The organism is Eubacterium barkeri, from assembly GCF_900107125.1.
Taxonomy (GTDB): Bacteria; Bacillota; Clostridia; order Eubacteriales; family Eubacteriaceae; genus Eubacterium_O; species Eubacterium_O barkeri.
Genome location: NZ_FNOU01000003.1, coordinates 1 through 14,230, shown reverse-complemented (window position 1 = coordinate 14,230; position 14,230 = coordinate 1). Strand labels below are relative to the sequence as shown.

Genomic DNA, 14,230 nt, shown 5'->3' with positions numbered 1-14,230 from the left:
GTCCCTTTTTAAACGTAAGCCCATAAAGGCAAGGACGTGGTATAGTATAATTGAAATCGAAGAATAAAGAAATGGAGTGAACACATTGGGATTTTTAGATTCGTTATTTGATCCAAGTAAAAAAGAAGTTAAGCGCCACCAAAAGGTGGTTGATCAGGTTCTCGCCTTAGAGAATCAATATAAAGCTATGAGCGATGAAGACCTCAAAAACCAAACGGTACGCTTCAAGGAGCGACTGGCTGCTGGTGAAACCCTGGATGACCTCTTGGTGGAGGCTTTTGCCACGGTGCGGGAAGCCGCAGATCGAACAGTGAACATGCGGCATTTCCCTGTACAGCTATTAGGGGGGATGGTTCTTCACAATGGGGATATCGCTGAAATGAAAACCGGTGAAGGGAAAACCTTGGTTTCTACCCTTCCGGCTTATCTCAACGCTCTGGAGGGAAAAGGGGTCTATATCGTCACAGTCAATGATTATCTGGCCACCCGTGATAGCCAATGGATGGGGAAGATCCATGAATTTCTGGGACTGAAGGTGGGTCTGGTGGTCCATGGCTTATCTTTTGAAGAAAAAATCGAAGCTTACAATGCTGACATCACTTATGGGACGAATAATGAATTCGGCTTCGACTACCTGAGGGATAATATGGTGGGTGAGAAAGCCCAACAGGTTCAGCGTGAGCTGAATTATGCCATCATCGATGAAGTGGACTCCGTTTTGGTGGATGAAGCCCGAACCCCTTTGATCATTTCCGGGAGTGGAGACAAAAGTACCCAGCTTTACAAGGTGGCGGATCTCTTTGCCAAAAGTCTAAAAAGTGACGATTACGAAAAAGATGAGAAGATGAAAGCCGTCATGCTCACCGAAACCGGGATCGCCAAGGCGGAAAAATACTTTAACCTGGAAAACCTGGCAGATGTGGAAAACATGGAAATCACCCACAATGTCAACCAGGCCCTCCATGCCAATGTGTTGATGACCCGGGATGTGGATTATGTGGTCAAGGAGGGTGAAATCATCATCGTTGATGAATTTACCGGACGTTTGATGCCCGGCCGTCGCTATTCCAATGGCCTTCACCAGGCTATCGAAGCCAAGGAAAACGTCAAGGTCAATCGGGAATCCAAAACCCTGGCCACCATTACCTTCCAAAACTATTTCAGGATGTTTAATAAGCTGTCTGGGATGACGGGTACGGCTAAAACTGAGGAAGAGGAATTCAGCACCATCTACAATCTCAACGTCGTCACCATCCCCACCAATAAACCCATGGCTCGGACGGATATGAACGACCTGGTCTACAAGAGTGAAATTGGCAAATTTAAAGCGGTAGCCCAGGAGGTAAAAGAACGTCACCAAACCGGGCAGCCTATTTTGATTGGGACCATTTCCATTGAAAAGTCAGAGCTTCTCAGCAAGTATCTGAAAAAAGAAGGCATTCGTCACAATGTGTTAAATGCTAAATACCTTGAAAAGGAAGCGGAAATTGTAACCAGTGCCGGACAAATGGGGGCAGTGACCATTTCCACCAATATGGCCGGACGTGGGACGGATATCGTTCTGGGGGAAGGTGTCCCGGATCTGGGAGGTCTGCACATCATCGGGACTGAGCGCCATGAATCCCGCCGGATCGATAATCAGCTCCGTGGCCGTTCTGGCCGTCAGGGCGACCCGGGATCCTCCCAATTCTTCGTTTCCCTGGAGGATGACCTCATGCGGGTTTTTGGCTCCGAGCGAATCCAGGGGATGGTTGAAGGCCTGGGCATGGATGAGGAAACGCCCATCGAAAATAAAATGCTTACCCGGGGGATTGAAAGTGCCCAGAAAAAGGTTGAAGCCCGTAACTTTGATATCCGGAAAAGCGTCCTCCAATATGATAACGTCATGAACCGGCAACGTGAAATTATCTACGAACAGCGCCAGCAGGTTATCGATGGACAGGATATGCACGAGCAAATCTGGAAGATGACCGAGGATATGGTTGCCAGCTATGTTCAGATGTACACCAACACCGGTGATTATTTTGAGGACTGGGACATTGAAGGGCTGAAGGCTTATTTTGAAAATGCCTTTATCCCAGAGGGTGCCATGACCTTTGAGTCTGGAATGAGTCGGGACGATATCCAGGGGATGATTCTGGATTTATGCAAAAAGAACTATAAAGAAAAAATCGATATACTGGGGGATGCAGAAATGCAGAACCTGGAACGGATGGTGCTGCTGCGTTGTGTGGATGCCGCCTGGATGGAGCATATTGACAATATGGACCAGCTCAAGCAGGGGATCGGACTGCGGGCCTATGGCCAAAACGACCCCGTTAAGGAATACACGAACGAAGGCTTTGCCATGTTTGAGGATATGATTCAGCGTATCCAGGAGGATACCGTTCGATATATTTACAATGTACAGATCAAGGTAGCCCCCAAGGCTCAGAGCCGGAGTGCTGTTGATCTAAGTAATGCCCAGACCAATGAAGCCCAAATCCAGGGTGAAGAGAAGCAGCAGACTGTCCACAAGAAAAAAATTGGCCGCAATGAACCCTGCCCCTGCGGCAGCGGTAAGAAGTATAAAAACTGCTGTGGGGCTTAAACCCGAAGGGCTTGGCAGGGGTGATAAGAAAGGAAACAACTTTGATCGACTTATATGAATGTCGGCAGCGGGCCACCGAAATGGATAAGCAGCTGGGTGAGCTGGGGGGATCCCTGGATTTACCCGCTCTATCGGCCCGTATTGACGAATTAAGCAGCATCACGGAGGCTCCGGATTTCTGGAATGACCAGCAACGTGCCCAAAAGGTGCTTAAAGAACAAAAAATCCTTCGGATGAAGAAGGGCCAATACGATAGCCTAAAGGATGACCTGGACGATATCATGGTCATGTTTGAGCTGGCGGAGGAGGGTGAGGCGATGGATGAACTGCCAGACACCCTGTCTGCCTATGGTGAAAAACTGGAACAGTTCAAGCTGGAAACCCTTTTAGCTGGGGAGTACGACAGTAACAACGCCATTATCTCCCTCCATCCCGGTGCCGGTGGAACAGAATCCAACGATTGGGCGGAGATGCTCCTTCGGATGTACACCCGATGGGCTGAATCCAAGGGATATAAGGTCAAAACCCTGGATTTACAGCCCGGGGATGTGGCGGGGATTAAAAGCGTCACCCTTCTCATTGAGGGGATTAATGCCTATGGCTACCTGAAAACGGAACGGGGGGTCCATCGCTTGGTTCGGATCTCACCCTTTGATTCTTCTGGACGGCGCCACACCTCTTTTGCCTCCCTGGATGTTACCCCAGAGGTAGACGATAGTGTGGAAATTGAAATCAACCCAGATGATATTCGGGTGGATACCTATCGGGCCAGCGGTGCTGGGGGACAGCATGTTAATAAGACCTCCTCAGCCATCCGGATCACCCATATGCCCACCGGGGTGGTGGTTCAGTGCCAGAACGAACGCTCCCAGCATCAAAACAAGGATGTAGCCATGAATATGCTGAAATCCAAGCTGGTGGAAATCATGGAGCAGGAGCAGAAGGAAAAGCTGGAGGATATCGTGGGGGACTACAGCCAAATCGCCTGGGGATCCCAAATCCGGTCTTATGTTTTCCACCCCTACAATCTGGTCAAGGACCACCGCACCAGCGTGGAGGTTGGTAATATCCAATCGGTGATGGATGGGGATCTGGATCAGTTTATGAATGCTTATTTGCAGCAGATGTAGGGGCAATCATCTAAAATAAAAAGTATAAAAATTGCGCTGTTCCAGAAGGGCAGCGTTTTTGTATTTTAAGGACTTACCCAGGATTTTAAGTGATCGATGTGTAAAACAGACAAGTCAGGAGGTTTGATTGAAACAAAAAATAGCAATGATGGCCGTAATGGCCTTGTTTGGAAGTATGGGGATATTGGTTCGGCATATTGCACTGCCAGCCCCGGAGCTGGCCATGTGGCGGGCACTCATCGCTGTAGTAACGGTGGCAGTTTATAAGCTGGTGACGCGACAGAAAATTCCCTGGGGGAGGATCAAAGGAGAAATGCTCCTCATGGTCATTGGCGGTGTCGCTTTGGCTGGAGATTGGATTTTCTTTTTTAAATCCTTTCAGTACACCACCATTTCCATCGCCACGCTGACCTACTATTTTGCGCCGACCCTGGTGATGGTAGGGAGCTGCTTCCTGTTAAAGGAGCATCCCACTCTCCAACGGGTGGTCTGCTTTGTGGCGGCGACCCTGGGGCTGGTGCTGATTATCCGCGTTAGTGGGAATACTGGGCCATCCACCAATCTGGGGATTGCCTGTGCCCTCATTGCTGCTGTGTTTTATGCAGTGATCGTTTTGGTGAATAAGTTTGTCACCCGGACCACAGGTATTGACCGTACCCTCATTGAATTCGCTATCGCCCTGGCGGTGTTGGTGACTTATGTTGGGATCACCGCTGGGTTCCAGGCAGGGTCTCTGGATCTGCTGGGATGGGTGTGCCTGATGATCCTGGGGGTGCTGTACACGGGAATTGCCTACTGTGTGTACTTCATTTGCCTCGACAAAATGACCGGCCAGGAGGTGGCCATTACCAGCTATTTTGATCCTCTGGTGGCGGTTATTGTTTCAGTTACCCTCTTGGGGGAACCCATTACGGGGGTCCAGATTTTAGGAGGAGCGATGATTTTAGGGTTTACTCTCTTTAATGAGCTTCGGGGAACCTGAAACATTACTAAATCTTTTGGATAAGGTTTACAGGGCTTCTTGACAAGTTGGGGGTATGGACATACAATAATCTTAAAGAAAGACCGAATGGAATTTCAGAAGGAGGACGAGGCGTTGAAAAAAAGAATGTGTACCATCGTCATAGTGGTGGCAGTTGCTCTGCTTGGATTATTACCAACAGTTTTAGCAGAATCAGAAACGGACACGGCGGGGAATACCTTTAGCGGCACATCCCAGGAGAGTGGGATTCAAATCGAAAAGGATTATTTTTGGACCGGTCAAAGCCTGACCCTGAAAAATGCCAGTATTGGTGCCGATGCCTTTATCATTGGTCAAAGCATCAATATCAGCGGTACGACAACGGGAGGCAGTATCCGGGCGGCTGGACAGAATATTGTGATTGAAAATGCAACAGCAGGGGCGAACATCACTGTTGCAGGATACGGCATCGAGTTGGGTGCCGGGACCAAGGCCTCGGGGATTTACGCTGCGGGGAATAACATCACCCTGGATGGCGAATGCCGGGGGGGTCAGTTTTATGGGGAAAGGGTTGTCATTAATGGCGAGATCAAGGGCGATGCCTTGATCTCGGCGGAGAAAGTTTCTCTGGGGCCAAATGCCAAGGTTACGGGGACTCTAAGGGTGGAAGCCCCTCAAAAGCCTGAGATTGCCGCAACGGCTGTGGTGGGGGATTTGCAGTATACTAAGCCCCAGACAGAAACAGCCACGGCAAAACCTTCGGTGGGGAGTGTCATTGCAAGACGTGTAAGCGCCACCGGGTATTGGCTCGTGGCCAACCTGGCCATTGCCGCACTGCTGTGCTTGGTTCTCAGTCGGGGATTGGAGGATGCAAAATCCATGATGGTCAACCGTCCCATTCCTTTGTGGGTCTCCGGCTTAGTCGCGTTATTGTCTTTACCCCTGTGCCTGATTTTACTCTGCATCACTTTTATTGGTTTGCCCATTGTCGGCATCCTCGCCCTGTTTACTGCGGCGGTGGGGATGATTTCCATCGCCTTTGCCGGGGCTTCTTTGGGTCGGCTGGTTCTTCCGAAGTGGAATATCTGGGGAGCCTCCCTTTTAGGGGCTGGGGTTCTGAGTCTGGTGAAGATCATTCCCTTCATCAGCGGCTTGGTTTCCTTTGCCGCCATGATGTATACCTTTGGGTGGCTTGTCCAGGTGGTTTGGCGTCAGATGAAGTCTCAACCGGAAGTCCAGGAATGATGGGCAATTGAAGGATGTTTTTTAGAAAAAGCTTGTATACACAATGCGGATTTGTTATACTTAAAAGCCACTTCATTGAATCGAAGTGGCTTTTTTGTAAGCGGAAAAAATTCAATTAAAATCGAAATTCAAAGATAGTGGTGATCATAACAATGAATTTTAAAGAATGTTTAAAACAACAGCGGCTTTATCTGGACGGTGGAATGGGCAGCCTCATCCAACAGCGGGTGGCGGATATTCCCACCATCCCCGAGACTTTGAACCTCACCCATCCCGAGATTATAGGGGAAATCCAGGGAGAATATGTGGCCGCTGGGTCCAATATCCTGGTGACCAATACCTTTGGGGCTAATCGCTATAAGCTTCGGGGCAGTAATCTATCTGTGGAGACTTTGGTTCAGGCGGCGGTGGCCATTGCCCGGGACCAGAAACCGGATTTCGTTGCTCTGGATGTCGGTCCCATCGGGGCTCTTATTGGAGCCCTGGGGGATGTACCCTTCGAAGAGGCTGTGGCTATTTTCAAGGAGACCATTACCGCCGGAGCAGCTGCCGGGGTGGATTTAATCCTCATTGAAACTATGACGGATATTTACGAAGCCCGGGCAGCTGTACTGGCGGCCAAGGAAAGCTGTGCCTTGCCCATTATTACCTCCATGACTTATGAGGAGAATGGCCGGACCCTGACGGGTTCAGATCCCCTGACGGTGGTGACCATTTTGGAAGCCCTGGGGGTGGATGCCATAGGCATTAACTGCTCCACTGGACCGGACCGCATGCTCCCGATCATCGAGGCCCTATTGGATGTCACCCGCCTGCCCTTAGTGGTTCAGCCCAATGCAGGGCTTCCCCGGATGGTGGCAGGAGAGACCCATTATGACATCACCCCCCATGAATTTGCAGGGATTATGGCCCGGATTGCCAGGGCTGGGGGGACCATTCTGGGGGGATGCTGCGGAACGACCCCAGAATATATTCAAAAAACCATTGAAGCAACGGCTGCCATTCCCCTGATACCCCCCAAGGGAAAGCCCCAGACCCGGGTGGCCACAGCCACCGGGACCTTGGTCCTGGGAGAAGATATCCGGGTCATTGGGGAGTGTATCAATCCCAGCGCCAGTGCCCCGCTAAAAGAAGACCTCCGGGCCGGAGGCCTGTCGGTGGTGAAGAAGCTGGCCTTGGCCCAGGTCCATCAGGGGGCCCATATATTGGATCTTAACATGGGATTGCCGGAAATCGATGAGGTGGCCATGATGGCCCAGGCGGTAGAGGCCGTCAGCCAGATTGTGGATGTTCCCCTGCAGATTGACAGCACTGACCCTGAAGTGCTGGAAGCTGCGCTGCGCAGCTGCAACGGCAAGCCCATTATCAATTCCGTCAATGGGGAGGACGCCTCCCTGGAGGCCATCCTGCCCCTGGCCAAGAAATATGGGGCCTGTGTCCTGGGCCTTACCCTGGATGATGGCGGGCTCCCTGAAACGGCGGACCAGCGCATCGCCATCGCTGAGAAAATGATCACTGCCGCCCAGGCAGTGGGAATCCCCCAATCCGATATCCTCATTGATTGCCTGTGCCTAACCGCTTCCGCCCAGCAGGACCGGGTCCGGTCCACTCTGGACGCTGTGTCGGCAGTGGGCCGCCGCTTCGGTGTCCCCACAGTGCTGGGAGTCAGCAATATTTCCTTTGGCCTACCCAACCGGGAGCTTATCAATAAGACCTTCCTGGTGATGGCCATGGAGGCAGGGCTAAACACCCCCATTTTAAACCCTGGTGACGCCGGGATGATGGAGGCCATTGCCGCCACCCGGGCCCTGAACGGGTTGGATGAAAACTGCTTTGAATATATTCGGGACAGCCAGAACCGGAAGACGGAGGCGAAAACCGCCTCTCTGGAAACAGAACAGCCAGATCTCACCACCATCGTAGTGGAGGGGCGTAAGGACGAGGCCGCAACCGCCACCCGAAGGCTTTTGGAGAAATTAGAGCCCATGGTGGTGGTTAATGACCACCTGATTCCTGGATTGGACCAGGTGGGGAAGGCCTTTGAAACGGGAGAGGCCTTCCTGCCCAATCTGATTTTTGCGGCGGAAACGGTTCAGAATGCCTTTGCCGTCATCAAAGAGCAGCTTGGCCAGGAGGGGCAGGTTGTTAAGGGCACCATCCTCCTGGCTACGGTTAAGGGCGATGTTCACGATATTGGAAAGAACATTCTCAAGGTTATTTTAGAAAACTACGGTTATCAGGTGGTGGATCTGGGTAAGGACGTGGAAGCCCAAACCATTGCAGCAGCCGTAGCCCAGAATGATATCCGTCTGGTAGGCCTTAGCGCTTTAATGACCACCACCGTGAAGAATATGGAAACCACCATTGCCCTGCTGCGGTCCCAGTGTCCCCAGGTCAAGGTTATGGTGGGAGGGGCTGTTCTTAACCCGGAATATGCCCAGGCCATCGGGGCAGACTATTACGGTAAGGATGCCCGGGCCGGAGTGGAAATTGCAAGAATGGTCTTTGGAGAATAGAGGAGAATTGAAGGACGTGTATCCAATGTAACAAAAAAGGAAGGGCTTGTTACATTGGCAATAGTTTATTTGAATTTGTATCAAAAAATATTACGCTTTCGACATACTCAGTTTGTATTTCTTGGTTATACTATGTCTAAACTTAAAAGGATGGTGACCATGATGAAATATGATAAACTGCTTGGCATTGGGATGGTGGGCTTCTTGGGGCTTTTCATGGCACTGCTGGTTTGAGGCAAAAAATAATAAAGACAAGGAATCCTCATGCAGGACACCTTGTCTCTTTTTTATTTCAGGGATTTGAGGATAGCCAGCAAAAATTTCCAGGTTCGCTGTACAGAGGCAATCTCCATACGTTCCTCGGTGGTGTGGATATCCAGGATATCCGGGCCCATGGCCAGGATGTCTAAATCCGGAAGCTTGCTCGCAATAATCCCGCATTCTAAACCGGCGTGGATGGTTTCCACCACAGGGGGCTTACCGTAGATTTCGGTATATTTGGCCACTGCCAGGTCCCGCAGGGGGGAATCCGTGCGATACTCCCAGGGAGGATAGACACCGGAAACTGAGGCGGTGCCCCCGAGGTATCGGGTAAAGGCACAAAGGCGGTCTGTCAGGAATTCCCGGGAGGCGGTTTGATTGCTCCGGACAGCAAAGCTTAAGCTCAGACAATCGCCGTCGGTGCGCATGATTCCCAGATTGAGGGAGGTATCCACCAGACCTTTCTGGATATGGTTCATGGACATGACACCATTGGGGCTGTTCATTAGGACAAAAATGGCCAGCTCTTCAGAATCCCGGCCAAAGACCTCATATTCCCGGATATCCCCAAATTCGGCGGTAATGGACAGTTGTCTGTCGATACTCCCGGTGATTCGGGTGAAGGTGGCGGCCAGCTCCGCAATTTTTTCAGTGATCAGAGCTTTTTCATTGGGGCCAATGAGAATATCAGCCTGGGCTTCCCGGGGAATGGCATTATCCTTGCTCCCGCCATTTAAACGGATAATGCTGTAATCCAGGGTTTTGCTGAGCTGGAAGAGAATTTGCCCCAGGAGGACATTGGCGTTGGTTCCAAAATACTGGATGGCAGTACCGGAGTGGCCACCGGCCAGCCCGGATACTTTGATGGTGGTGCACAGACCCTTGGCCTTGGTGCACCGTAGGGGATAGGAGCAGAGGGCAAAGGCACCACCGGCACATCCGGTAATGAAAATGCCCTCTTCCTCAGAATCCATGTTAATCATGGAAGTGGCATCGGCTATCGGGGATAAATCCAGGGCTGTGGCACCGCCCATTCCCACCTCTTCATCGGTGGTAAAGACAAGGTACAGTTTGGGATGGGGGATGCTGGAATCCGCCATCAGAGCCAGTCCCATGGCGATGGCGATGCCGTCATCCCCGCCGAGGGTGGTATCCGTGGCATGGATATAACCATCCTCCACTACCAGCTTCAGGCCATCTGTATCAAAATCAAAGGTGGAATCCGGCGTTTTTTCACAGACCATGTCCATGTGTCCCTGGAAGATCACCGGGGCACTGTCCTCATAACCAGGGCAGGCTGGTACCGTGATGATCAGATTATTGGCCGAATCCCGAAGACAGCTTAAGCCCTTGGCCTTTGCATAGGCTTCACAATAGTCGGCGATGGCATGGGTATGATAGGAGCCGTGGGGAATCCCACAAATGGCTTCGAATTGTTCAAAAACGTCTTTCGGCGTCAAACCGGCAAGTATTTTTTCCATAATTTTGCCTCATTTCTTTTTTTATTGTTTTAGTATACCGTTTTATTCTTTGTTATTGGTTAAAAGCTTAAGATTTATTGGTAAACATTGCCCTTCTTGTATTATAATAAGGTTAATATACGTATGGAGGAAATGATATGGTACGATATATCGATGTTTATAACAATTTTGGAAAAGATCAACCGGTGGAGCGACAGCCTCTTTTTCATATGAATTGCGCGGAGGTACTGCTGCGGACTGCCAATGCAGAATACAACCTGGGCCTTTCAGAAAAAGATTTTAAGCTAATGACAGGCTTTGGCGGGGGATTTTATTCCGGAAAGACCTGTGGGGCCTTTATCGGGGCTCTGGCAGCCCTCAGTGCCAAGTACGCCGAGGACCGCCCCAGTACCCAGGAAAAGGTACAGCAGGGAGCAAAGCTTCTGGTGGATGCCTTCACCAAAGAATTTGGAGGGATGGATTGTGAGACCATTAAGGCCCTTCATCGGGATGAAGTGACTGCTTGCAATCCGGTGAAGGAGCGAAGCTTTAAAGTTCTTCAAGAGGTGATTGCCCTTTTAGAGGGACAGAGAAAGGACGCATAGGAGGTCCGTTATGGAAAATCGTAATGCAGACGCGCCCTCTTTGGGGATGCTGTTATTGGAAAAAGCCTATGGCAAGTGGTGGATGATGCTCATCGAGGGGATCGGTCTGCTGGTGTTGGGGGGCCTCACCCTTTTCTGGCCAGGGGTTACCCTGCCCATTCTGGTGATGGCCTTTGGGATTTATCGGGTGGCCATGGGGCTGACCTACATCCTCTGCCATTTTATTTACAAAGCACGCTTTGGGGTGGATGGCGGATTTTCAGTGGGACGGGGAATCCTTGACCTTTTGATCGGAGGGATGTTTTTGCTGATGCCCGGCCTTATTTTGACCTTCTTTTCCATGATCGTTGGCTTTTTTTCCATTACTATTGGGATTACCGTTACCGCCATTGGGTTTCGAACCGAGGGCTGGTGGAAGGCGATTATGGTTATTTTAGGGATTTTATTGGCAGCTTTCGGATTTTTTGCCTTTTGGAATCCCGTTGGTTTTGCCGCTGTCTTTCTGCTGATTCTCGGGGTGTTACTAGGGCTTATGGGGATTTTTACCATTACCCGTTCCCTGAGTATGCACAAGGCCTTGAAGCAGATTCAGGCGGCCAATGCAGGATTTACGGATTATAAAGTAGAATAGAGTGAAAGGACATTTTATGAACACGCAAAAAATAACACAAGACATTTCATGGGTAGGGGTGGATGACCACCAAACGGAGTTGTTTGAAGGCCTTTGGCCCTTGGATCATGGTATTAGTTACAATGCTTACGTCATCAACGATGAAAAAGTGGCCGTGATTGATGCGGTTAAGGATTTTGAATGCGAAACCTACTTGGAGAAAATAAAAGCCATTATTGGGGATAAGCCTGTGAACTATCTTGTGGTGAACCATATGGAACCCGATCATTCCAGTGGGATTTCCGAGCTGCGGGCGGCTTATCCCGAGGTGACCATTGTGGCTAACCAAAAAGCCCTGCCGATGCTGAAGAATTTCTATGGAATTGAAGATGGTATCCAGGTCGTCGCCGATGGGGATACTCTGGAGCTGGGGGCCCATTGCCTGAGCTTCCATATGACACCCATGGTCCACTGGCCGGAATCCATGGTGACCTATGATCAGAAGGACAAGGTTCTGTTTTCCATGGATGTTTTTGGGAGCTTTAAAGCCACCGATGGCGTTATTTTTGATGATGAAAATATTGTTGAGAATTTTGTGGATGAGATTTATCGTTATTTTGCCTGTATCATCGGGAAGGTACGCCTGCCTGCGGCTAAGGCCCTTAAAAAGCTGGGAGGCTTGGAAATTAAGACCATCTGTCCTTCCCATGGCCTGGTGTGGCGGGAAAACCCCGGGTATATTTTAGATTTATACACCCGTATGGCCAATGCTGAAACGGAAAATGGTGTGGTTATTGCCTATGGCAGTATGTATGGGAATACGAAGCACAGCGCTGAGCTTTTAGCAGAGTATTTAGGCAATGCCGGTGTGGAAACGGTCAAGCTTTACGATGTGGCCGTAACGGATTTATCCTACATTCTGTCGGATATCTGGCGGTATAAGGGGCTTCTTTTAGGTGCTCCCGCTTATTATGGCCAGCTTTTCCCCAAAATGGCGACGGTGCTTTATAAGCTGGCGGGGAATAAGCTGCAAAACCATGCGCTGGGAATCTTTACCGGTTATAGCTGGAGCGGTGGCGCAGAAAAGCCCTTTGCGGCTTTTGCGGCAGAGGCTGGGGGCGTCCATGTTGGTCAGACCGTCAGCGTTCAGGGATGGGCGGATGCTGAGGATGAGGCAGCCCTGAAGGAGCTGGCCCAGTCCGTGGCGAACTTTCTAAAGCTGGAAAGGGCCTAGGGAGGCTCCATGAGAATTGTTGTTGGGATGTCCGGCGGCGTCGATTCATCGGTGGCGGCCTTGCTTTTAAAGGAGCAGGGCCACGACGTCGTCGGCGTATTTATGAAGAACTGGGAAGAAAAGGATGGGGATGGGGTTTGTACCGCTACAGCGGATTACGAGGATGTGGCCCGGGTCTGTGAGACCATTGGAATCCCCTATTATACCGTCAATTTTACCCGGGAATACTACGATCGGGTGTTCTCTTATTTTTTGGAGGAGTACGAGAAGGGACGGACCCCCAACCCCGATGTGCTGTGTAATAAGGAAATTAAGTTTAAGGCCTTTTTAGAATACGCCTTAAAGGTGGTGGGGGGAGAATACCTGGCCACCGGGCACTATGCTCAGATTGACAAGGCGGATGGGACCTATCGGCTGCTTCGGGCAGTGGATGGCAATAAGGACCAGACCTATTTCCTCTGTCAGCTGGGCCAGGCTCAGCTGGCCCGGACCCTGTTCCCCATCGGGTATCTGGATAAGGCGGAGGTACGCCGCATCGCCGAGGAGAACAATCTGATAACGGCAGGAAAAAAGGATAGCACGGGGATCTGCTTTATTGGAGAGCGGAATTTCACCCAGTTCTTAAGTCAGTATTTACCGGCCAAGCCCGGGGATATCTGCGATTTGCAGGGGAATGTGAAGGGTCACCATAATGGCCTGATGTACTATACCCTGGGCCAGCGGAAGGGGCTGGGGATTGGCGGTCAGGGAACCGGTGAGCCCTGGTTTGTGGTGCAAAAGGATTTGGAGAATAATGTGCTTTACGTGGTCCAGGGGGATCACGATGCGGCGCTGTATTCAAAGTCCCTGGAGGCATCGGATATGAGCTGGGTTTTCGGTCAGGCCCCAGCAGGATTTTTTAGCTGTACTGCTAAGTTCCGCTATCGGCAGCCCGATCAGGGTGTACAGGTCACTGTCAAGGCAGACGGGGGACTGCATATTGATTTTGATAAGCCCCAGCGGGCCGTAACCCCAGGGCAGGAGGTCGTCCTGTACCAGGGCGAGGTCTGCCTGGGTGGAGGGACCATCGATACCATTGAAATGATTTAGGATAATGCGTAGAAAAGGCTGTGAAAAAGGTTTTAAAAAAGGTACCGGATTCTTTGTGAGAAGATCATCCGGTACCTTTTTTTTCTTCTTCTTCATTCTTAATTTCCCAATGGATGAGAAAGGTCAGGGCAGCCCGAAGGAGGATGATGCCCCCTACGATGATGAGCTCCGGCCACTCTCTGACCACTACGGTGCGGAGGATTTCAGCACCTAGCTTGAATTCCAGGGCCATGGCCATGCCCTTGGCCAGATTGAGGCGCACATAGGGGCATTTTTTAGCATACCCGATGACGCCCCGAATTCCAGCAATAATCAGAACAATTACACCGATACATTCAAAAAAGTAAATGCCGTATTCCACGGCGGTGTCGAGGATGGTTTGCAGGATTTCCATGGGGGAACCTCCTTTCGCTATTTGCTAACGCTCACGGGGAGCGTCTACAAAATTTCATAAAATAAAGATTAGAATTTGGAATATTTTATGAAATTTTGTATTAGCCTGCTTATCGTTCGCCGTTCGCTAACGCCA

General features: G+C 50.6%; 11 protein-coding genes. 9 read left to right on the top strand and 2 right to left on the bottom strand.

What is annotated here, in order from left to right; translation table 11 throughout:
- Positions 1 to 85: 85 nt before the first annotated feature.
- The 5 genes from secA (at position 86) to BLU30_RS02640 (ending at position 8,442) form a co-directional block, all read left to right on the top strand.
- Positions 86 to 2,590: a preprotein translocase subunit SecA gene (gene secA / locus BLU30_RS02660; RefSeq protein ID WP_090243210.1), complete on the top strand. Its 2,505-nt coding sequence runs from the start codon at positions 86 to 88 to the stop codon at positions 2,588 to 2,590.
- Positions 2,591 to 2,631: 41 nt separating this feature from the next.
- Entirely contained in the window at positions 2,632 to 3,720 is a 1,089-nt protein-coding gene (gene prfB, locus BLU30_RS02655; protein WP_090243208.1) for a peptide chain release factor 2, read from the top strand.
- Positions 3,721 to 3,847: 127 nt separating this feature from the next.
- Entirely contained in the window at positions 3,848 to 4,702 is an 855-nt protein-coding gene (locus BLU30_RS02650; protein WP_143024193.1) for a DMT family transporter, read from the top strand.
- Positions 4,703 to 4,816: 114 nt separating this feature from the next.
- On the top strand, positions 4,817 to 5,926 hold the full coding sequence (locus tag BLU30_RS02645; RefSeq protein WP_090243204.1) for a DUF8173 domain-containing protein: 1,110 nt from the start codon (positions 4,817 to 4,819) through the stop codon (positions 5,924 to 5,926).
- 152 nt (positions 5,927 to 6,078) lie between these two features.
- Complete coding sequence (locus BLU30_RS02640) at positions 6,079 to 8,442, top strand: homocysteine S-methyltransferase family protein (protein WP_090243202.1); 2,364 nt, start codon at positions 6,079 to 6,081, stop codon at positions 8,440 to 8,442.
- A 287-nt stretch (positions 8,443 to 8,729) separates the two neighbouring features.
- On the opposite strand, the gene pepD is transcribed toward BLU30_RS02640, so the two are convergent.
- Positions 8,730 to 10,184, bottom strand: coding sequence for a beta-Ala-His dipeptidase (gene pepD, locus BLU30_RS02635; RefSeq protein ID WP_090243201.1), 1,455 nt, complete (start codon positions 10,182 to 10,184; stop codon positions 8,730 to 8,732).
- 137 nt (positions 10,185 to 10,321) lie between these two features.
- On the opposite strand from pepD, the gene BLU30_RS02630 reads away from it, so the two are divergent.
- The 4 genes from BLU30_RS02630 to mnmA are packed head-to-tail and all read left to right on the top strand — an operon-like array spanning position 10,322 to position 13,701.
- On the top strand, positions 10,322 to 10,768 hold the full coding sequence (locus BLU30_RS02630) for a C-GCAxxG-C-C family protein (protein ID WP_090243200.1): 447 nt from the start codon (positions 10,322 to 10,324) through the stop codon (positions 10,766 to 10,768).
- Positions 10,769 to 10,778: 10 nt separating this feature from the next.
- The gene (locus BLU30_RS02625) at positions 10,779 to 11,399 is read left to right on the top strand and encodes a DUF308 domain-containing protein (RefSeq protein ID WP_090243198.1); all 621 of its coding nucleotides are present in this window, start codon (positions 10,779 to 10,781) and stop codon (positions 11,397 to 11,399) included.
- A 16-nt stretch (positions 11,400 to 11,415) separates the two neighbouring features.
- Positions 11,416 to 12,612: an FprA family A-type flavoprotein gene (locus tag BLU30_RS02620; RefSeq protein WP_090243196.1), complete on the top strand. Its 1,197-nt coding sequence runs from the start codon at positions 11,416 to 11,418 to the stop codon at positions 12,610 to 12,612.
- Between the two features lie 9 nt (positions 12,613 to 12,621).
- Entirely contained in the window at positions 12,622 to 13,701 is a 1,080-nt protein-coding gene (mnmA, locus tag BLU30_RS02615) for a tRNA 2-thiouridine(34) synthase MnmA (protein WP_090243194.1), read from the top strand.
- 64 nt (positions 13,702 to 13,765) lie between these two features.
- Here mnmA and BLU30_RS02610 read toward each other — a convergent pair whose 3' ends face one another.
- Positions 13,766 to 14,095 (bottom strand): DUF1622 domain-containing protein, encoded by a 330-nt coding sequence (locus BLU30_RS02610; RefSeq protein ID WP_090243192.1) that lies wholly within the window; start codon positions 14,093 to 14,095, stop codon positions 13,766 to 13,768.
- Positions 14,096 to 14,230 lie beyond the last annotated feature (135 nt).